Below are 19,306 nucleotides of genomic sequence, written 5' to 3'. Positions count from 1 at the left end.
GGGCGGTCAGCCGATGCTCAGCGCGATGCCGTCGAGGATGTCGTGTTCGCTGGCCGTGGCCGTGGCGATGCGCCCACCGGTCAGCTCGTGCAGCCGCTCGAGGATCCGGCCCCACACCAGCCCGCCTGCGCCGATGACGTCCACCCGGCCCGGGTGCATGTACGGCAGCGCGGCGCGGTCGGCGCGCTCCATGGCCAGCAGGTCGCCGGCCGCTGCACGGACAGTGTGCAGGGGCAGTTCGGTGCCGTGGATCGCGTCAGGCGCATATTCGGGCAGCCGGAGGGCGTGCGCGGTGATGGTGGTAATGGATCCGGCAACACCCACGACGGCGGTGGCGCGTTCCAGCGGAACGTCCTGGTGAGCGCGGGCGATGGCGTTGTCCACGTCGGCCTGGGCAGCCGCGATCTGTTCCGCAGTGGGCGGGTCCTGGCGCAGGTGCCGCTCGGTGAGGCGGACACAGCCGATGTCAACGGACTTGGCGGCCGTCACTCCGACCGCAGTGCCGAGGACGAACTCGGTGCTGCCGCCGCCCAGGTCCACCACGAGCACCTCCTGGCCGTCCAGGATGGGCAGGACGCTGCTGGCCCCGGCAAAGGACAGGGCGGCTTCCTCATCGCCGGAGATGACTTCAGGTTCCACGCCCAGCAGGTCGCGGATTCCGTCCACGAAGGCGTCCCGGTTCCGGGCGTCGCGGCTGGCGGATGTGGCCACGAAGCGCACCCTGGCTGCTTCGTGCTCCTTGATGAGCCGGGCGTAATCGGCGGTGGCGGCGAACGTGCGCTCCAGTGCTTCCGGAGCGAGTTCACCGGTGGCGTCCACTCCCTGGCCCAGCCGGACCACCCGCATTTCCCGCACAACATCAGTGAGGGTGGTGGTCCCGTTGTTTCGCTGGATGTCTGCGATGAGGAGGCGGATGGAATTGGTGCCGCAGTCTATGGCGGCAACGCGGGTCATGTCGCCGCCCCGGTGGTGCCGGTTGTCTTTCGGACGGGCGCAGGCCTGCCCACGATGTCCGGCAGCCCCTGCGGGCCGTGCCGGCTCAGGTCCTTGGAGGGCGCTTCGCCGGAGGTGTCCCAGGCGCCTTCGCAGTAGCACCTGTCGACGGTCCACCACTCGCTGATGGCAGTGATCGCCTGGTCCCCGAGGGGGTTGACGCCGGGGCCCGCGGCCAACGAGTGGCCCACCAGGACGTGCAGGCATTTGACGCGGGTGGGCATCCCGCCGGCGGAGATCCCGTCGATCTCGGGAACGGCACCGATGCCCGACCGCTCGCCGATGGCGGCGCGGGCCGCCAGGTAGGCCTCATGCGCGGAGCGGTACGCTGCGGCCAGGTCCTGGTCGCCGGCAAGCTGCTGATTCATCTCGTTCATCACGCCTGCCGCTTCCAGCCTGGAGACGGCAGAGGTGATGACAGGGTGTGTCAGGTAGAAGGTGGTGGGGAACGGCGTTCCGTTGCCCAGGCGCGGAGCGGTGGCGGCCACCAGCGGGTTGCCGCAGATGCAGCGGGCAGGAATTTCCACCACGTCACGCACCGGCCGTCCCAATTGGCGGCTCAGTACTTCCAGATCGTGCGGTGATGGTTTGCGGGATTCGTCCCGGGCGGCTGCCGTGTAAGGTTCCACTGTCGCTGGCCGTCCTTCCTGTTGCGGTTCAGTCTGTGGCCGCGCGCGTGATGGACTCCCACAGGGAATCCACCCACGGCAGATCGGCGGGGTCTTGTGCTGCTGCACCGGTCTGGCTACTGCTTTCTCCGGCCGGCAGATCGCTGCCGAAGACCCAGTAGCCGGTTTCACCCGGCATAACCATGTTAATGCGGTCCCGGGCCTGCTGTTTCACGTAGTTGGGGTCCTGCCAGCGGGAGACCTGCTGCCGCAGGCTGTTGCCTTCGGCCTCACGTGCAGCGATATCGGCGTTCAGGGCCGCTATTTCAGCCCGCTTGTCGAAGAAGATCTTCACCGTGGGCGCGAGCATGATGGTGATGGCAATCATCACCACGGCCAGGGCGAGCATCCTGCCGGAAAACGCCTTGGCCGGTACGGGCTGCTGATCCTCATCGGTGTCCTTGCCGGGTGCCCGGGAGGCGCCGCGGGCACCTGTCCCCTTCCCGCCGTCGGACCCTTGTGCGGAGTGCCCTTTTGCCGGTTGTGACCGCGGGGCCTTGCCTGCAGCCGCTGCGTGGTGGTGGTCCCCGGAGGTCCCCGCTGAACCATGGCTGGCAGCCGAGCCCGGCTTTCCCTTACCCGAGCCGAAATCGGCGCGGATGACGTCAGCGCCGTCAGCTGCGTCATGCGTTGCCTGGGTGCTGCCCGGGCGGGATGAGGCAACCTTGGGAACTTTGGGACGGCGGGTAGCCATGACACTCCTGAAACGCGCAGCCTGCCTGGGGCCGCCACTTTTTTGGGCTGGAACAATGCCGGAAACAACAACGGTGGCTATGGTCTTTCAACCATAGCCACCGGTTATTGGTTTACGCGGCTACTAGCCCTTGAAACGCGGGAAGGCACTGCGGCCCGCGTAGCGTGCGGCGTCGTCGAGTTCCTCTTCGATGCGCAGCAGCTGGTTGTACTTGGCAACACGCTCGGAGCGGGCCGGCGCGCCGGTCTTGATCTGGCCGGCGTTGGTGGCCACCGAGATGTCGGCGATGGTGGTGTCCTCGGTTTCGCCGGAGCGGTGCGAGGTGATGGTGGTGTAACCGGCGCGCTGGGCCAGGCTGACGGCGTCCAGCGTCTCGGTGAGGGAGCCGATCTGGTTGACCTTGACCAGCAGGGAGTTGGCGGTCTTGGTGTCAATACCGCGCTGCAGGATGGAGGGGTTGGTCACGAACAGGTCGTCACCCACCAGCTGGACCTTGTCGCCGATGGCATCGGTGAGGGTCTTCCAGCCTTCCCAGTCGTTCTCGTCCAGCGGGTCTTCGATGGAAACCAGCGGGTAGTCGGCCACGAGCTCGGCGTAGTAGGCGCTCATCTCGGCGGAGGTCAGCGACTTGCCTTCGAACTGGTAGGCACCGTCGGTGAAGAACTCGGAGGAGGCAACGTCCAGGGCCAGGGCGATGTCCTTGCCCGGGGTGTAGCCGGCGTTCTTGATGGCTTCCTGGATCAGGTCCAGGGCTGCACGGTTGGACGGCAGGTTCGGGGCGAAGCCGCCCTCGTCGCCGAGGCCGGTGGAGAGGCCCTTTTCCTTGAGCACGGACTTGAGGTTGTGGTAGACCTCAACGCCCCAGCGCAGGCCTTCGGAGAAGGTCTCGGCACCGATCGGGGCGATCATGAATTCCTGGATGTCAACGTCCGAGTCGGCGTGCGAGCCGCCGTTGAGAATGTTCATCAGCGGGACCGGCAGGACGTGGGCGTTCGGGCCGCCCAGGTACTTGTACAGCGGCAGGTCGGCGGAAGCGGCGGCGGCGTTGGCCACGGCCAGCGAAACACCCAGGATGGCGTTGGCGCCCAGCTTGCCCTTGTTCGGGGTGCCGTCCAGGTCCAGCATGGCCTGGTCGATGCTGCGCTGGTCCGTGGCGTCGAAGCCGGTCAGGGCCGGGGCGATCTGGTCGATGATCGCGTCAACGGCCTTCTGGACGCCCTTGCCGAGGTAGCGGCCCTTGTCGCCGTCACGGAGCTCAACGGCCTCGTGCTCACCGGTGGAAGCGCCGGAGGGAACTGCAGCGCGGCCGATCTGGCCGTCGGAGAGCAGAACTTCAACTTCTACAGTCGGGTTGCCGCGGGAATCAAGGATTTCGCGGGCGTGGATGGCATCGATAAGCGCCATGAATTTGCTCCTTATGGGCGATTAACGGGGGAAATACAGCTGAAAACTCGACGTACTCGTCAGGGACCAGCGTAGTCGAGAGTGGTCCGGGTTACGGAAACCTATCCAGCCCCCGGACGTCATGATGGTGCGGCTAACTCTGTTGGTGCTGCTGCGGGACGTGCTGCTGGTAGTTCCGCACGGCGCCGCGGAGGGCGCGCTCGGCGTCGAATCCGCTGGCATGTGCGGAACGTACGACGGCGAGCAGCAGCTCGCCGAGCTCTTCTTCCGTTTCCGGGATGGGAGCCTGTGCAGGCAGTTCGACGCCGGCCCTTGCCGCGCGGTCGATGGACTTCTGCGCCCTCGCGAGTGCCGGCAGGGCCAGCGGGATCCCTGCAAACGGATCCTGCCGCTCCGGCCGTTCCGCCCGCTTCACCGCATCCCACTTCTGCACGATCTCCTCAACCGTGGCCGGAAAGCTGTCCTGCAGCGAGCCGTCCGGACGGAACACGTGGGGGTTGCGCCGCACCATCTTGGCACTGAGGCCGCGGGCCACGTCGTCGAACGTGAAGGCGCCGCGCTCCTCGGCGAGGCGGGCATGCAGCACCACCTGGAGCAGGACGTCGCCCAGCTCCCCCCGCAGTTCGGCGTCGAAGTGTTCCTCCCCCGCGGCTCCGCCGGAAGCGCGTGCCTCGATGGTTTCGGCTACCTCGTACGCCTCCTCGAGGAGGTACTCCACCAGGGATTCGTGCGTCAGGGCACCCATCCAGGGGCAGTGCTCACGCAAGGACGCAAGCACCCACTGCAGCTCCCCTACCGGGGAGCTGCCGGCCACCTGTTCGTCAGCCAAGGTTGGCGTAGGCGTCGTTGATGTACTCCACCAGCGCCTCCTTTTCCTCCAGCGGCAGGAAGGATGCCTCTGCGGCGTTCAGCGTCAGTTCCAGGAGGTCGTCGAGGTCGTAGTCGAAGGTTTCCACCAGCAGTTCGAACTCGTCGGTCAGGGTCACGCCGCTCATCAGCCGGTTGTCGGTGTTGATGGTGACGTTGAAGCCCAGCTGGTACAGCATGTCCAGCGGGTGGCTTTCGATGCCCTCGCCGAACCCGGCGATGGCGCCGGTCTGGAGGTTCGAGGACGGGCAGATTTCCAGGGCGATGCCGCGGTCGCGGACCCAGCTGGAGAGGTCGCCCAGTGTCACCAGGCCGATGGTGTCCTCGGTGTCCTCATCGTCGTCGAACTCCACCATGATGTCCTCGGCGATCCGGACGCCGTGTCCCAGGCGCAGGGCGCGGCCGTCCACCAGGGCGGACTGGATGCTGTCCAGGCCCGCTGCCTCGCCCGCGTGCACTGTGGCGGGGAAGTTGTGCTGGGCCAGGTAGGTGAAGGCGTCGCGGAAGCGGGACGGCAGGAAGCCGTCTTCGGCGCCGGCAATGTCGAAGCCCACTGCGCCTTTGTTCCGGTGGCGCACGGCGAGTTCGGCGATCTCCTGGCCGCGGTCCGCGTGGCGCATTGCGGTGATGAGCTGGCCTACCTGGATTTCGCGTCCGGTCTCCCCCACGGCTTCAACGCCGGCTTCCAGGCCGTCCTGCACGGCTTCCACTGCTTCGTCGAGCGTGAGGCCCTTCTGCAGATGCTGTTCCGGGGCCCAGCGCACCTCGCCGTACACCACGCCGTCGTCAGCGAGGTCCTCAACGAATTCCTTGGCAACGCGGAAGAGGCCTTCGGCGGTCTGCATCACGGCGACGGTGTGGTCGAACGTCTCCAGGTAGCGGACCAGGGAGCCGGAATCGGCGGACTCACGGAACCACTGGCCCAGCGCCACCGGATCGGTGGACGGGAGGGTGTGGCCAACGGCCCCGGCCAGTTCGATGATGGTTGCCGGACGGAGTCCCCCGTCCAGGTGGTCGTGAAGGGACACCTTGGGCAGGCTCTTCAGGTCAAAATCGATGGCAGGGGCAGCGTCAACAATAGGCTCAGTCACGTTCCCACCTTAGGGTGGGCGGGGGTTCTATGCCAGCCGCTTCGTGACGGCGTGATCGCCGTCCCCGGCCCCGGGAGCAGGCACGTCAGTGCTGCCCGGATTCAGGGTGGTCGCTCCGGACCTGCCGCCGTCGAGCCACTCATCCACCTCTTGGGCGTCATTGCGGGCAAGATGCTTGTGCCACAACCGGAGCAGGTGGTCGATGAGGACGCCGAGCACGATGGCGAACACCACGGCGATGGCTGCGCTGAGCAGCGGGTTGTGGTGGAGCCACGGGAAGGAGCTGGCCAGCAGGCCGATGCCGATGGAGTACCCCACCCAGGTGACGCAGGCGAAGGCGTCCAGCAGGAAGAAGCGGCGGTGGGAGAATCCGGTGCTGCCGGCCACGTAGTTGACGGCCACCCGGCCCCAGGGAATGTAGCGGGCAGTGAAAATCAGCACTGCACCGCGCTTGTCCAGCTCGTAGCGTGCCCAGCCGAAAGCCTTCTGGACTTTGGGCCGGCGCATCCACTTCCAGCGGTTCAGCCCGATCCGGCGTCCGAGCATAAAGGCCATGTTGTCCCCGGCGATGGCGCCGACCAGCGCGGTGAGGCCGAGGATCCACAGGTTGGGTTCTCCACCGTGCCGGGAGAACGCCGCAAGGGCCACGATCAGGGTCTCGCTGGGGACCACCATGGCGAAGCCGTCCACAAAGAAAAACAACAGCAGGACGGGGTAGATCCACCACTGGCCCGCTGCATGGAGCACGGCCTCATTAATAAACTCCACGCGGGTCTTGCTCCTATGCAAAATGGCACGGGCCTAAGTGGCGCAGCCAAAGCGGAAATCGTTCCTAAGTGTCCCATGGCCACAACGCAATTCGCTACGCCCTGGCCTGCCGGAACAACGCTTGAACTACGCTTCCGGTTCCTTCATCCGCTCCACCATCGGAGGCCTGCGCCGGATGCGGTTGATAACGAGGTCAACCACGATCCCCAGCGCCACGGCACACAGGATGGCGATGGCGGCGCCGAGGAGGTGGTTGTCTTCAAACCACTGGCCGAAAAACAGTCCGATCCCCACGGAATAGGCTGCCCACAAGGACGCCGACAGCACGGTCAGGCCCACGAAGCGCAGGTGGGGATAGTGCGTGACGCCGGCTGTGAGGTTGACCGCTACCCGGCCGATCGGAACGAACCGCGCCACCAGGATGAGCGACGCCGGACGCTTGCGCAGTTCCCGGCCCGCCCACCGGAACGCGCTCTGCATACGGGCTCCCCGCATCCATGACCAGCGCCGGGTACCCACCCGGCGCCCGATCAGGTACGCGATGTTGTCCCCCGAGAAAGCGCCCAGGGCTGCCACCAGCATCAGGAGCCAGGGGTTGGGAACGTCTGCGGTGGCGGCCACGGCCGAGAGGCCCACCACCACGGATTCGCTGGGGATGGGCGGAAAGAAACCGTCAATGACGCAGCATGCCAGGACCAGGAACAGCACCCACGGCTGCCCCGCCGCGGCGAGGATGAAGTCATTGATGGCTTGCATGGGACCCTATGCTATGCGGTCGATGATCAGGCGCTGCGCCGGCCGCGATCCCTCCGGCGCGATGACCACTGCCTGCTCGAGCGCTTCCTTTGCCCTTGCGAAGCGCTCGGGGGTATCGGTCAGCAGGGTCATCAGCGGCTCACCCGCCCGGACCCCGGCACCGGGCTTGGCGTGCATCCGCACGCCCGCACCCGCCTGGACAGCATCCTCCTTGCGCGCGCGTCCGGCGCCGAGCCGCCAGGCGGCCACTCCCACAGCCAAGGCATCCAATTCCACCAGCACACCATCCGCCGGGGCGTACACCACCTCGGATTCCCGGGCCTTCGGCAGCTTGGCCCGCGGGTCGCCGCCCTGCGCCTCGATCATGCGGTTCCAGACGTCCATGGCGCGGCCGTCCTTAAGTGCGGCGGCGGGATCGGCGTCGTGGACGCCAGCGGCCGCGAGCATTTCCTCTGCGAGCCGGACGGTCAACTCCACCACGTCGTCCGGCCCGCCGCCGGCGAGCACCTCCACGGATTCCTCGACCTCGATGGCGTTGCCGGCGGTGAGGCCGAGCGGAGTGCTCATGTTCGTGAGGAGGGCCACCGTGTTGACGCCGGCGTCCTTGCCCAGGGCCACCATAGTCTCGGCGAGTTCGCGGGCCTTGGCCTCATCCTTCATAAAGGCGCCGCTGCCCACCTTGACGTCCAGGACCAGCGAGCCGGTCCCTTCGGCGATTTTTTTGCTCATGATCGAGGACGCGATGAGTGGGATCGCCTCCACGGTGCCGGTGACGTCGCGGAGCGCGTAGAGCTTTTTGTCCGCGGGAGCCAGGCCGGCGCCGGCGGCGCAAATGACGGCGCCCACGTCCTGCAGCTGGGCCAGCATCTCCTCGTTGCTGAGCGATGCGCGCCAGCCAGGGATGGATTCCAGCTTGTCCAGGGTGCCGCCGGTGTGGCCCAGTCCCCTGCCGGAGAGCTGCGGAACGGCGACGCCGAAGACGGCCACAAGCGGCGCCAGCGGCAGGGTGATCTTGTCCCCCACGCCTCCGGTGGAGTGTTTGTCCGAGGTGTACTTCAGGCCGCCGTCGGGCCGGCGGAGGCTGGAGAAGTCCATCCGCTCGCCCGAAGCGATCATCGCGGCAGTCCAGCGGGCAATCTCGCTGCGGTCCATGCCGTTGAGCAGGATGGCCATGTTCAGCGCGGCCATCTGCTCATCCGCGATCACGCCGCGGGTGTAGGCATCGATGGTCCAGTCGATCTGGTCCGGGCTGAGGGTGCCTTTGTCCCGCTTGATGCGGATGATGTCGACGGCGTCGAACGCTTCGGCGGTGTTGTTCTTCTGGGCGCGGGTGGCTGTCACCGGGTTTCCTCCAGGTGTTCGGGACCGAAGGCGTCGGGCAGCACCTGGTCCATGGTTTTGATGCCTTGGGTGGTCATGAGCTCCATGCCGGGCGCCCGGAATTCGTAGAGCAGCTGGCGGCAGCGCCCACAGGGCATCAGGACGTTGCCGCTGCCGTCCACGCAGTAGAACGCCCGGAGCAGCCCGCCGCCGGTCATGTGCAGGTTGCCCACCAGCGCGCACTCGGCGCACAGGGTCAGCCCGTAACTGGCATTTTCAACATTGCAGCCGCTGACAATCCGGCCGTCCTGGGTCAACGCCGCCGCCCCCACCGGGAACTTCGAGTAGGGAACGTAGGCGTTCCTCATGGCAGCAACGGCGGCAGCCTCCAGGGCTGACCAGTCCGGGTCCTTCGAGCCCGCCACCGGGTCAACCCTTGACATAGGGAATGCCGCTGGCCGCCGGGCCCCTTGATTTCCCCACCAGCCCGGCCACGGCCAGGACTGTCACCAGGTAGGGCAGCATGGCCATGAACTGGCTGGGGACCGGGGTTCCGATGATGGTCACGATGCTCTGCAGGTTGTCCGCGAACCCGAACAGCAGCGCGGCGAAGAAGGCACCGATCGGGTTCCACCGGCCGAAGATCAGGGCGGCCAGCGCAATGAAGCCGCGCCCGCCGGAGATCTCCTTGGTGAAGCTGTCGATCGCCACCAGGGTGAAGAAGGAGCCGCCGATGCCTGCCACTGCCCCGCCCAGGGTGACGTTCCAGAAACGCGTGGCGTTGACGTTGATGCCCAGCGTGTCGGCCGCCTGCGGGTGCTCACCGACGGCCCGGACGCGGAGGCCCCAGCGGGTCTTGAACAGGCCCACCCAGACCACCAGGACCGCGATGTACATCAGGTACCCCACCAGGGACTGGCGGAACAGGATGGGCCCGATGATGGGGATGCTGGACAGGACGGGAATCTCGATGATGTCCAGCCCGGGAGGCGAATTGAACTGGGCCTTGTTGGCCTGCATCACGGTACTGAAGAGGAATCCCGTGACGCCGGAAACCAGGACGTTCAGCACCACACCCACGATGATCTGGTTGACGAGGTACTTGATGCTGAAAAGCGCCAGCACCATGGACACCACCGCTCCGGCCACGGCGGCCGCCGCCAGCCCGACGAACGGGTTCTGCGTCATGCTGGCCACGATGGCGGCGGTGAAGGCGCCGCCCAGGAGTTGGCCCTCGATGGCGATGTTCACCACGCCCACGCGCTCACACAGGACACCGGACAGCGAACCGAACACCAGCGGTACCGCAAGGGTGACGGACCCTGCAATCAGGCCGGCCAGGGAAATGTTCGGGGTACGGGCGCCGCCCACCACCCAGATGAGGAATGCGGCCACGAACAGGACGATGAAGGTGACGGTCAGCCAGCCCGGAGCCGGCCTGCCCCTGGTCTTGAGGTAGACGGCATAGGCGGCAAGCCCTAGCAGGAGGACGGCGAGGACGATGCCGCCGGCAAAGGCGTTCACCTGCAGGGCCGGCAGCTGGAAAAAGTCTTCGCTGGTGGAGATCCCAAAGCTGGCGGTCTGGTTGGGCGCCATCAGGCCGAAGAAGACCAGGGCGATGAGACCGAAAATGGTGAGCAGGACCGGGGTCCGCCAGGTCACGGGTTTGGTGGAGACGGCGGCGGAACCGGCATCGGGGACGGTGTTGCCCGGCTGCGGCTTTCCCGGCCGGGGCGACGAAACTGTTGTGCTCATACTGCACCTCCGGTGGTTGCTGCCTTGCGGGACTTGGCGGTGCGGGCCTGCTTCTTGCGGCGCGGGTTCAGGCCGAAGACGGCCCGGACCAGCGGCGGCGCCGCGATGAAGAGCACAATCAGGGACTGGACCACCAGGACGATGTCGATGGGGGTTCCGGTCTGGATCTGCATCTGGACCGCTCCGGCGCGGAAGGCGCCGAACAGGAGGCCCGCGGCGAAGGTGCCCCACGGCGTCGAACGTCCCAGGAGGGCAACGGTGATGGCGTCGAACCCGTAGGTGGCGGCCACGCCGTCGGTGAGGACTTTCTCGGTGCCGGCCACCTGGGCCACGCCGGACATGCCGGCCAGCCCGCCGGCGATGGCCATCACCAGGATGGTGGAGCGGGAGACGTTAATGCCTGCGGTCTGCGCGGCCTTGGGGTTGGCGCCCACAGCCCGGAACTCGAAGCCCACGGTGGAACGGTTCAGCAGCCACCACACCAGGACGGTGGCTGCGATGGCCAGGAGGAAGCCGAGGTGCAGGCGGTACTGGCTGCCAAAAATCTGCGGGTACACGGCGCTGGGGTCCAGGATGGGCGAAATGGGGTTGGACTCCCCAGGCCGCTGGAAGGCCGGCGTGTTCAGCAGGTACCGCAGGAAGTACAGCGCGATGTAGTTGAACATGATGGTCAGGATGACCTCGTGGGCGCCCGTCCGTGCCTTGAGGACGCCTACGAGTCCGCCCCAGAACGCGCCGCCGATGATGCCGGCCAGCAGGACCAGCAGCAGGTGCAGGCCCAGGGGCAGGTGGAGGGCGAAGCCCACCCAGGCTGCCAGGATGCCGGCCACGATGATCTGGCCCTGGGCGCCGATGTTGAACAGGCCCGCGCGGAAGGCCAGTGCGACGCCGAGACCGGCCGTGATGAGCGGTGTGGCGATGGTGAGTGTCTCCATAAACGGCGCGAACTGGGCGGCAACGCTGTTGCCCCGCGGGTTGAAGACCGAGCCCTGGAACAGGGCTATATAGGAGCGGGTGGCGGCGTTCCAGACGGCCGCCAGGAAGTCGGTGGGACGGGCGAAGAAGTACGTGGAGGTGGTGGCCACCTGCTTGTCGGTGCTGGCGATCAGGAGCCCGCCGATGATGAGCGCCAGCAGTACGGCGAGGACCGAAACCATGCCGCTGCCGGTAAAGATCCTGCGGAGCAAAGTGTCCGGGCCGCCCGGCAGCTGCCCGCTTTGGGCAGTGGCGGGGACGGCTGAGGGTTCCATGGCACCGCCGGCGGTATCAACGCTGACGACGGCGGCCGTCTGGTTTTCCGCGGCCGGTGTTTCCCGGGCCCCGGGGCCGGGTTCGTCGGCCGCATGCTTGGGGGGATGCTTGTCAGACATGGTCGCCTCCTTCGGCGTCGGAAGTGGAGGCCGTGGCGGCTGCGGCTGACGAGTGTCCTGTTCCCGGCACTGGCGGCTGGGAGTGTTCCTCCGGCGGAATTCCCGCCATCATCAGGCCCAGGACGTCGCGTCCGGTGCCGGCCGGCACAATGCCCACCAGCCTGCCTTTGTAGAGCACTGCGATGCGGTCTGCCAGTTCCATAACCTCGTCCAGCTCCGTGGAGATGATCATCACCGGTGTGCCCTGGTCCCGCTCGGCCACAATCCGGCGGTGCAGGAACTCAATGGAACCCACATCCACGCCGCGGGTTGGCTGGGAGGCGATGAACAGGCGCAGCGGGCGGGAAAGCTCGCGGGCCATCACTACTTTCTGCTGGTTGCCGCCGGAGAGTGTTCCGGCGGCGGCAACGGCCGACGGCGTGCGCACGTCGAACTCGCCGATGCGCGCCTTGGCGTTCTCCAGGATCTTCGCCGGGCTCATGCTGATGCCCTTCGCGAAGGGTGGTTTGTCGTAGAGGTCCAGGACCAGGTTCTCGGCCACGGAGAAGGTGCCCACCAGGCCGTCCACCTTGCGGTCTTCCGGAACGAATCCGACGCCGGCCCTCAGGACTTCCTTGACCGACCTGCCCAGCAGCTCCTTGCCGTCCAGTTTGATGGAACCGGAAACGCGGTCCTGCAGTCCGAGGATGGCTTCGGTGAGTTCGGTCTGGCCGTTGCCCTGCACACCGGCCACTGCCAGGATCTCGCCGCGGGCGATATCGAAGCTGAGTCCGTCCACTACGTGCTGGCCGTTGGGGGCGATGACGGTGAGGTCCCGGACCTCGAAGGTCTTGTCCTTCGGCTGCGCGGGCGCCTTGTCCAGGTTCAGGCTCACGGCACGTCCCACCATCATGGAGGCCAGCTCCGCCGTGGGGGCTGACGGGCTGGCCTCGCCCACCACCTTTCCGCGCCTGATCACGGTGATGGTGTCGGAGACTTCCTTCACTTCCCGCAGTTTGTGGGAGATGAAGACGATGGAGGTGCCGCCGGACTTGAGCTGGCGCATAATGTCCAGCAGCTCGTCGGTTTCCTGGGGTGTCAGCACCGCAGTGGGCTCATCCAGGATCAGGACCTTGGCGTTCCGAACCAGCGCCTTGATGATTTCGACGCGCTGCTGGACGCCCACGGGCAGGTCCTCCACCAGGGCGTCCGGATCGACGTCGAACCCGTACTGCTCCGAGATCTCCTTGATCCGGCGGCGTGTCTCGTCCAGGTTCAGGAAGCCGGCGGCCTTGGTGGGTTCGGCGCCGAGTGCCACATTCTCGGCCACCGTGAACACCGGGACGAGCATAAAGTGCTGGTGCACCATACCGATGCCGGCCGCCATCGCGTCGCCGGGGCCGCGGAAGGAAACGGCCTTGTCATCGACGAGGATTTCACCCTCGGACGGCTCGTACAGGCCGTACAGCACATTCATCAGGGTGGATTTTCCGGCCCCGTTCTCGCCCAGAAGGCAGTGGATCTGCCCGGGTTCAACCACCACGTCGATGTGATCGTTGGCGAGCAAAGTCCCGAAGCGTTTGGTGATCCCTCTGAGTTCAAGTTTCAAAACTCTGACCAATCTCGAAGCGTCCAGTGATCGACCGGACGGGATATGTGGCTGCAGCACCAGCCTAGTGGTTGCAGTCTTGGGATGAGCGGGCGGTAGCCCAAAAGAGGCAGGCAGCAGCAAAAAGCGCCGCCGCCCGGCCGGTCATCGACCAGCCGGGCGGCGGCGCTCCATGCACGGGTCAGGACTTGGGGCTGGCTGCCGATTCGACCTTCAGCTTGCCGTCCACGATGTCTTTCTCAATCTGCTCCAGTTCGGACTTCAGGTCCGCGGGGACCTGGGACTCAAGGTCGTGGAACGGTGCCAGCTGAACGCCGTCGTTGGCCAGGGTGCCGACGTACGGGGCGTTGCTGAACTTGCCGTCCTTGTCCTCCTTCACCACGTTTTCCACTGCTTCATCCATCTTCTTGATGACCGAGGAGAGCATAATGTCCTTGTAGTCCGGGGCGGTGAGGTAGCCGTCGGAGTCAACCCAGATCAACTTGACGTCCTTGCCCGCTGCCTTGGCTTCCTTCAGCGCCGCACCTGCGCCCTTGCCTACCGGGCCTGCCACGGGCATCACGATATCGGCACCCTGGTCCAGGAAGTTCTGGGTGAGCTGCTTGCCCACATCCTGCTTCTCGAAGTCGCCAGTGAAGCTGCCGTCCTGGGCGTCCTTGTTCCAGCCAAGGAGCTTGACGTCCTTGCCCTTCTGCTCGTTGAAGTACTTCACGCCGTCCGCGTAGCCGTCCATAAAGATGGTGACGGTCGGGATCTTGATGCCGCCGAAGGTGGCCACCGTGCCGGTCTTGGTGGTACCGGCGGCGAGGTAACCGGCAAGGAATGCTGCCTGCGCGGTGTCGTAGATGATCGGCTTGACGTTGCTGACGGGCGTCTCGTAGCCGAAGTCGATGATGGCGAAGTGGCTTTCCGGGTTGGCCGTTGCCTGTGCCTTGGTGGCGTCGCCCAGCAGGAAGCCGACGGTGACGGTCAGGTCGCAGCCGGCCGTGACCATGGCGCGGAGGTTGGGCTCGAAGTCGTTGTTGGTCTTGGATTCGACCTGGTTGACCTTGATACCGAGATCGGACTCGGCCTTCTTCAGGCCCTCGTAGGAGGACTGGTTGAAGGACTGGTCGTCGAATCCGCCCGAGTCCGAGACGATGCAGCCGGTGTAGTCGGTGGCACCGGCGGACGAAGTGCTTCCGGCTTCGGGGGCTGCGCCGCAGGCCGTCAACAGAAGGGCCGAAGCGCTGACGGTAGCCAGGCCGGCCAGTGAACCACGCTTGACGTGTGCACGCAGTGATTTCTTCAATTTTCCTCCAGGATGAAGAGAGTGGCGCTACGGCTCGAATTCAATGAGTGTCCGTTTCTGCACTGAAATTCTGTTTTCACTGAGGGCTCGCAGCACTGCGCCGGAGCGCACTGATGGCACCCACTTTAGTGGCCTGCGACACGTCTCCGTAGCACACCCGGGCAGCATTGAGGAGATTGTTTACAAGTTGTTACCAACGAGTAGGGGCCGCACGGTGGGTGCAGCCCCTTACTGCGTTTAGCTGCCGGACAGCCGTCAGAGACGGACCAGCATCTTGCCGGTGTTGGCGCCGTCGAGCAGGTCCATGAACGCCTGCGGGGCATTCTCGAGCCCGTCCACGATGGTCTCGTCGTAGCGGATCGTGCCGTCGGCGAGCCAGCCTGCCATCTTTTCGGCGAACTCCGCGGCGTGCTGCCGCTGCCCTCCCACCAGGAAGCCCTTGAGGGTGAGCTGCTTGCCGATGGCCAGCATCAGGTTATGCGGGGCAGGCATGGGCCCGGTGGAGTTGTACTGGGCAATGGCGCCGCACATCGCCACGCGGCCGCCGACGTTGAGGGTGGCCAGGGCGGCCTCAAGGTGTTCGCCGCCCACATTGTCGAAGTAGACATCGATGCCCGCTGGACCGGCTGCCTTCTGCAGCTGCTCCAGGACCGGCCCGTCATGGTAGTCGAAGGCAGCGTCAAAACCGAGTTCCAGCAACCTGGCCACCTTGGTGGGAGTGCCCGCGGAACCAATCACGCGGGATGCACCCATGGCCTTGGCAATCTGGCCCACCAGTGAGCCCACGGCACCGGCCGCGCCCGAGACGAACACGGCATCGCCGGCTTTGAACTCTGCGACCTTGAGCAGGCCGGCGTATGCCGTCAGCCCCGTCATGCCCAGTGCACCGAGGAAAGCGGACGCGGGGGCGAGGTCGGTGCGTGCGGGCGTGGCTGCGGCAGCGTCTACTACTGCGTATTCGCGCCAGCCCAGGGAATGCACCACCACGTCACCTTCGTGATGGCGCTCCGAACGGGAGGCAATCACCTCCCCCACGGCGCCGCCGTCGAGCGTCTTGTCCAGCGCGAAGGGCGCGGAATAGGACTTGACGTCATTCATGCGCCCGCGCATGTAGGGATCGACGGACATAAAGAGGTTGCGGACCAGGACCTGGCCGTCCTGGAGTTCCGGCAACGGTGACTCGGTAAGCCGGAAGTTCTCCGGAACCGGCCGGCCCGCGGGCCGGGAGGCCAGCTGGATTTCACGGGTGGTGGCGGGAAGCGTTGCAACGCTCATGCGGCGTACTCCAGGATCTTGAGGTCCACGGTGATGTTTCCGCGGGTGGCGTTATAGTAAGGGCAGATTTCATGGGCTTTGGCCACCAGCGCCTCAGCGGTGGCCAGGTCCAGTGCCGGCAGGGCGATCTCCAGTTCCGCCGCCAGCCCGAAACCCGCGGTGTCCAGCTGTCCGAGGTGGACCTTGGCGGCCACTGCCGAATCGGTCAGGTCCGCGCGCTCCTTGCGGCCCACCAGCCGGAGCGCGGAGTGGAAGCAGGCGGCGTAGCCGGCAGCGAAGAGCTGTTCGGGGTTGGTGCCCTCGCCGGTTCCGCCAAGCTCCACGGGGCTTGAAAGGGTGACGTCCAGTTTGCCGTCGTTGGTACGTGCGTTGCCGTCGCGGCCTTCGCCGGAGGCAAGCGCCTCTGCAGTGTAAAGGGGTTTCACGGTGTTTCCGTCCTGTTGTGGGTTGAAATCTTCCATGTCAGAGCGCGTTGTGCAGGGCGGCCGTCAGCCGGCCCAGGGTGTCGCGCAGCTGATCCAGTTCGTTGGCTGTCAGCCCGGCGGCGTCCGCCAGCCGCTGCGGGATGGCGCCGGCCTTTCCGCTCAGCTCCCGGCCGGCCGGCGTCAGGTGGATGGCGACCCGGCGTTCGTCCTCTCCGGACCGCCGGCGCTCCACAAGCCCCAGCGCTTCCAGGCGCTTGAGCAGGGGTGACAGGGTGCCCGAGTCCAGTCCGAGCTCTTCGCCCAGTTCCTTCACGCCGCGCGGCTCGCTTTCCCACAGCACCAGCATCACCAGGTACTGCGGATACGTGAGGCCCAGCTCTTCGAGGACAGGCCGGTAGACGGCAGTGGCGGCACGGGATGCAGAGTAAAGCGCAAAACACACCTGGCGGTTCAGCCGGGGAACATCAGTCATGCCAAAACCATAGCGCGCAACTAGATTGTGCACAACTTAGAGCCTGGCTGGGGAAGCTCGGTCGTGGTATTGGAAAGTACGACGGCGGCGCGCCCCGCCGTCGCTAAAGGTCGCGGATGGTGCGCAGCGCCGCAGCCGTGAGCACCCGGATGCCCAGGCCCAGGGCCCGTTCGTCCAGGATGTAGTCGCCGCGGTGGAGATCGTATTCTTCGCCGCCGGGCGTTTTGGTGCCGAGCCGCATCATGGCCCCCGGGAGCTCGGCGAGGAACCAGGCGAAGTCCTCCCCACCCATTGACTGCGGGGTCAGCACCACGGCGCTTTCGCCGATTTCCGCCCGGGCCGATGCCTCAATGATGGCTGTCTCGTGCTCGGAATTCACTACCGGCGGCACCCCCCTGGTGTGCTCCAGGCGCACGTCCACGCCATAGGGAGCCGCCACCTGGTGCACCACCTCGTCCAGCAGTTCGCCTGCTGCGTGCCAGGCCTCGCGGTCCAGGCAGCGCATGGTTCCGGCCATGTAGCCGGTGCCGGGAATCGCATTCGGAGCCGAGCCGGCGGAGATCTGCCCCCACACCACGGACACTCCGCTCCGGACGTCCACGCGGCGGGACAGCACGGCCGGCACGTTCACGGCAATCTGGGCCAGCGCGAACACCAGGTCCTCGGTCAGGTGCGGACGCGAGGTGTGGCCGCCGCGGCCGGAAAGTTCGATCCGGATAGTGTCCGAGGCTGAGGTGATGGCGCCGATGCGCGTGCCGATCTTGCCCACTTCGATGCGCGGATCACAGTGCAGGGCCAGGATGCGGGGCACCCCGTCCAGGACGCCCTGCTCGATGCACGAGTGCGCGCCGCCGGGCATGGTTTCCTCGGCGGGCTGGAAGATGATGCGGACGGTGGCGCCGAGCGGTTCCTCCTGGTGCATGCGGTGCAGCACCAGGGCGATGCCCAGCATGGTGGTGGTGTGGACGTCGTGGCCGCAGGCGTGCGTCACACCGTGGTTCTTCGAGGCGAAGGGCAGGCCCGTCTCCTCGATGATGGGCAGCGCATCGATGTCGCCGCGCAGGGCGGTGGCGATGGGCCCCTCCCCCACATCCACGGTGAGGCCCGTGCCGTCCAGCCGGCGGGGGCTGAGTCCCGCGGCCTCGAGCCGCTCGGCGAGCTTGTCCGTGGTTCGGAATTCCTTGAAGGACAGTTCCGGGTGCGCATGCAGGTCCCGGCGGAAATCGATCAGTTCCGGCAGGAGCGGCTCAAGCCAGGGTGCCACCAGCGCGGTGGGCTCGGCTTCCGTAGTGTAATTGCGCACTGCTTCACTCTAGCGAGGGTCGCCGGATTAGGGGCCATTGCGGTCCCCGCGTTACATCCGCAGGGCGCGCCGGCCTAGAGGACGTCCGTATCCCCGCTGGCCTTCAGTGCGTCGACAGCGGCCTTGACCCGCTGCGAGTTGGCCATGGTGGTCACCAGCAGGGCATCGGGGGTGTCCACGATGACAACGTCCTCGATCCCGATCAGCGCGATCACGCGCTTGGTGTCGGTCACCACTACGCCGCTGGAGTTCTCGGTGAACACGCGTGCGCCCTCGCCGAGTACGGTGACGTCGTCAACTTCCTTGGCACTGTTGAGCCGGCCCACGGAAGCGAAGTCACCGACGTCGTCCCAGCGGAAGGAGCCGGGCACGACGGCGACGTCCCCGGCTTCCGCGGCAGGTTCGGCCACTGCGTAATCGATGGCTATCTTGGGCAGGGTGGGCCAGACGCGGGCCGTGACCTCGTCGCGGGCCGGGGTGTCCCAGGCGCGGGCGATTTCCTGCAGCCCCTGGAACAGCTCGGGCTGGTTGGCCTCGAGGTGCTTCAGCAGAAGGGCAACGGGGGCCACGAACATGCCGGCGTTCCATACGTAGTTGCCGCTGTCCACGTACTGCTGCGCCACTTCCTCGTTCGGCTTTTCGACGAACTCCACCACATCCTGGGCGCTGGGAGCGCCGTCGATGTGCAGGTCCTGGCCGGAACGGATGTACCCGAATCCCGTGGACGGATGGGTGGGCTTGATGCCGATCGTGACGATCTTTCCGGCGGCGGCGGTGTGGATGGCTTCGCGGACCGCCTGCTGGAAGAGGTCGTCCGGGCTGATCACCTGGTCCGCGGCGAAGGAACCCATGATGGTGTCCGGATCGCGTTCGTGCAGGATGGCCGCGGCAAGTCCGATGGCCGCAGCGGAGTCTTTGGGCTCGGATTCGAGGACGAGGTCTGCGTCCTGGACTTCCGGAAGCTGCCTGCATACCGCTTCGCGGTGGGCCTGCCCGGTAACCACCAGCACCTTGGTACCAGCGAGCGGGTGCAGCCGGTCATAGGTGGCGCGCAGCAATGTACTGCCCGAGCCGGTGAGATCGTGTAGGAACTTGGGAGCTGCGGCTCGCGACAGGGGCCAAAGGCGGGTCCCCACGCCGCCGGCCGGAATCACCGCAATGAAGCGGTCAAGGGGTGAAACCGGGCTTGTCACTTTGTCTGTACTCATCAAGGCCTACTTTAGCCGACCGCCTGCTGCGGCCCCTGACAGCCCCCGTGCGGAGCCG

At 66.3% G+C, this 19,306-nt stretch carries 19 protein-coding genes; all 19 read right to left on the bottom strand.

Going from position 1 to position 19,306, the window contains the following annotated elements; genetic code table 11:
- Positions 1 to 6: 6 nt before the first annotated feature.
- Entirely contained in the window at positions 7 to 954 is a 948-nt protein-coding gene (locus AC3A4Z_RS09360; protein ID WP_498711341.1) for a Ppx/GppA phosphatase family protein, read from the bottom strand.
- The gene (locus AC3A4Z_RS09355; RefSeq protein ID WP_498711340.1) at positions 951 to 1,622 is read right to left on the bottom strand and encodes a DUF501 domain-containing protein; all 672 of its coding nucleotides are present in this window, start codon (positions 1,620 to 1,622) and stop codon (positions 951 to 953) included. The genes AC3A4Z_RS09360 and AC3A4Z_RS09355 overlap by 4 nt, the downstream gene beginning before the upstream one ends.
- Before the next feature lie 28 nt (positions 1,623 to 1,650).
- The gene (locus AC3A4Z_RS09350; RefSeq protein WP_498711339.1) at positions 1,651 to 2,355 is read right to left on the bottom strand and encodes an FtsB family cell division protein; all 705 of its coding nucleotides are present in this window, start codon (positions 2,353 to 2,355) and stop codon (positions 1,651 to 1,653) included.
- Between the two features lie 123 nt (positions 2,356 to 2,478).
- Positions 2,479 to 3,759, bottom strand: a complete 1,281-nt coding sequence (gene eno / locus AC3A4Z_RS09345; RefSeq protein WP_493970344.1) for a phosphopyruvate hydratase — start codon at positions 3,757 to 3,759, stop codon at positions 2,479 to 2,481.
- 133 nt (positions 3,760 to 3,892) lie between these two features.
- A complete protein-coding gene (locus AC3A4Z_RS09340) occupies positions 3,893 to 4,504 on the bottom strand; it encodes a MazG nucleotide pyrophosphohydrolase domain-containing protein (protein ID WP_498711430.1) in 612 nt (203 codons plus the stop codon).
- Between the two features lie 76 nt (positions 4,505 to 4,580).
- Positions 4,581 to 5,717, bottom strand: a complete 1,137-nt coding sequence (locus AC3A4Z_RS09335; protein ID WP_050055905.1) for an adenosine deaminase — start codon at positions 5,715 to 5,717, stop codon at positions 4,581 to 4,583.
- A gap of 27 nt (positions 5,718 to 5,744) precedes the next feature.
- Positions 5,745 to 6,485: a VTT domain-containing protein gene (locus AC3A4Z_RS09330; protein ID WP_493970343.1), complete on the bottom strand. Its 741-nt coding sequence runs from the start codon at positions 6,483 to 6,485 to the stop codon at positions 5,745 to 5,747.
- Positions 6,486 to 6,611: 126 nt separating this feature from the next.
- On the bottom strand, positions 6,612 to 7,241 hold the full coding sequence (locus tag AC3A4Z_RS09325) for a DedA family protein (protein ID WP_498711338.1): 630 nt from the start codon (positions 7,239 to 7,241) through the stop codon (positions 6,612 to 6,614).
- Positions 7,242 to 7,247: 6 nt separating this feature from the next.
- Entirely contained in the window at positions 7,248 to 8,582 is a 1,335-nt protein-coding gene (locus AC3A4Z_RS09320; protein WP_498711337.1) for a thymidine phosphorylase, read from the bottom strand.
- Positions 8,579 to 9,004, bottom strand: a complete 426-nt coding sequence (locus tag AC3A4Z_RS09315) for a cytidine deaminase (RefSeq protein WP_498711336.1) — start codon at positions 9,002 to 9,004, stop codon at positions 8,579 to 8,581. The genes AC3A4Z_RS09320 and AC3A4Z_RS09315 overlap by 4 nt, the downstream gene beginning before the upstream one ends.
- Positions 8,991 to 10,316, bottom strand: coding sequence for an ABC transporter permease (locus AC3A4Z_RS09310; protein ID WP_498711335.1), 1,326 nt, complete (start codon positions 10,314 to 10,316; stop codon positions 8,991 to 8,993). Before AC3A4Z_RS09310 ends, AC3A4Z_RS09315 begins: the two co-directional genes overlap by 14 nt.
- Positions 10,313 to 11,686, bottom strand: coding sequence for an ABC transporter permease (locus AC3A4Z_RS09305; RefSeq protein WP_498711334.1), 1,374 nt, complete (start codon positions 11,684 to 11,686; stop codon positions 10,313 to 10,315). The genes AC3A4Z_RS09310 and AC3A4Z_RS09305 overlap by 4 nt, the downstream gene beginning before the upstream one ends.
- Entirely contained in the window at positions 11,679 to 13,274 is a 1,596-nt protein-coding gene (locus tag AC3A4Z_RS09300) for an ABC transporter ATP-binding protein (protein WP_498711333.1), read from the bottom strand. Before AC3A4Z_RS09300 ends, AC3A4Z_RS09305 begins: the two co-directional genes overlap by 8 nt.
- 181 nt (positions 13,275 to 13,455) lie before the next feature.
- Positions 13,456 to 14,565 carry a BMP family lipoprotein gene (locus tag AC3A4Z_RS09295; RefSeq protein ID WP_498711332.1) on the bottom strand — a complete coding sequence of 370 codons (1,110 nt, stop codon included), beginning with the start codon at positions 14,563 to 14,565 and terminating at the stop codon, positions 13,456 to 13,458.
- A 255-nt stretch (positions 14,566 to 14,820) separates the two neighbouring features.
- Positions 14,821 to 15,840, bottom strand: a complete 1,020-nt coding sequence (locus AC3A4Z_RS09290) for an NADP-dependent oxidoreductase (RefSeq protein ID WP_498711331.1) — start codon at positions 15,838 to 15,840, stop codon at positions 14,821 to 14,823.
- Positions 15,837 to 16,265, bottom strand: coding sequence for an organic hydroperoxide resistance protein (locus tag AC3A4Z_RS09285; protein WP_498711330.1), 429 nt, complete (start codon positions 16,263 to 16,265; stop codon positions 15,837 to 15,839). The genes AC3A4Z_RS09290 and AC3A4Z_RS09285 overlap by 4 nt, the downstream gene beginning before the upstream one ends.
- Positions 16,266 to 16,302: 37 nt before the next feature.
- A complete protein-coding gene (locus AC3A4Z_RS09280) occupies positions 16,303 to 16,737 on the bottom strand; it encodes a MarR family winged helix-turn-helix transcriptional regulator (protein WP_498711329.1) in 435 nt (144 codons plus the stop codon).
- A 103-nt stretch (positions 16,738 to 16,840) separates the two neighbouring features.
- Positions 16,841 to 18,040 (bottom strand): amidohydrolase, encoded by a 1,200-nt coding sequence (locus tag AC3A4Z_RS09275; protein ID WP_493970333.1) that lies wholly within the window; start codon positions 18,038 to 18,040, stop codon positions 16,841 to 16,843.
- Positions 18,041 to 18,114: 74 nt separating this feature from the next.
- The gene (locus AC3A4Z_RS09270) at positions 18,115 to 19,248 is read right to left on the bottom strand and encodes a mannose-1-phosphate guanylyltransferase (RefSeq protein ID WP_498711328.1); all 1,134 of its coding nucleotides are present in this window, start codon (positions 19,246 to 19,248) and stop codon (positions 18,115 to 18,117) included.
- Positions 19,249 to 19,306 lie beyond the last annotated feature (58 nt).

This window comes from Arthrobacter sp. Soil_C_49 (genome assembly GCF_057656635.1).
This window is presented reverse-complemented; position numbering and strand designations above follow the sequence as displayed.

Bases quoted from the DNA above. Each gene is read 5' to 3' on its own strand.
- AC3A4Z_RS09360 (WP_498711341.1), bottom strand. From the start codon at position 954: ATGACCCGCGTTGCCGCCATAGACTGCGGCACCAATTCCATCCGCCTC.
- AC3A4Z_RS09350 (WP_498711339.1), bottom strand. From the start codon at position 2,355: ATGGCTACCCGCCGTCCCAAAGTTCCCAAGGTTGCCTCATCCCGCCCG.
- eno (WP_493970344.1), bottom strand. From the start codon at position 3,759: ATGGCGCTTATCGATGCCATCCACGCCCGCGAAATCCTTGATTCCCGC.
- AC3A4Z_RS09340 (WP_498711430.1), bottom strand. From the start codon at position 4,504: ATGGGTGCCCTGACGCACGAATCCCTGGTGGAGTACCTCCTCGAGGAG.
- AC3A4Z_RS09325 (WP_498711338.1), bottom strand. From the start codon at position 7,241: ATGCAAGCCATCAATGACTTCATCCTCGCCGCGGCGGGGCAGCCGTGG.
- AC3A4Z_RS09315 (WP_498711336.1), bottom strand. From the start codon at position 9,004: ATGTCAAGGGTTGACCCGGTGGCGGGCTCGAAGGACCCGGACTGGTCA.
- AC3A4Z_RS09310 (WP_498711335.1), bottom strand. From the start codon at position 10,316: ATGAGCACAACAGTTTCGTCGCCCCGGCCGGGAAAGCCGCAGCCGGGC.
- AC3A4Z_RS09305 (WP_498711334.1), bottom strand. From the start codon at position 11,686: ATGTCTGACAAGCATCCCCCCAAGCATGCGGCCGACGAACCCGGCCCC.
- AC3A4Z_RS09290 (WP_498711331.1), bottom strand. From the start codon at position 15,840: ATGAGCGTTGCAACGCTTCCCGCCACCACCCGTGAAATCCAGCTGGCC.
- AC3A4Z_RS09280 (WP_498711329.1), bottom strand. From the start codon at position 16,737: ATGACTGATGTTCCCCGGCTGAACCGCCAGGTGTGTTTTGCGCTTTAC.
- AC3A4Z_RS09270 (WP_498711328.1), bottom strand. From the start codon at position 19,248: ATGAGTACAGACAAAGTGACAAGCCCGGTTTCACCCCTTGACCGCTTC.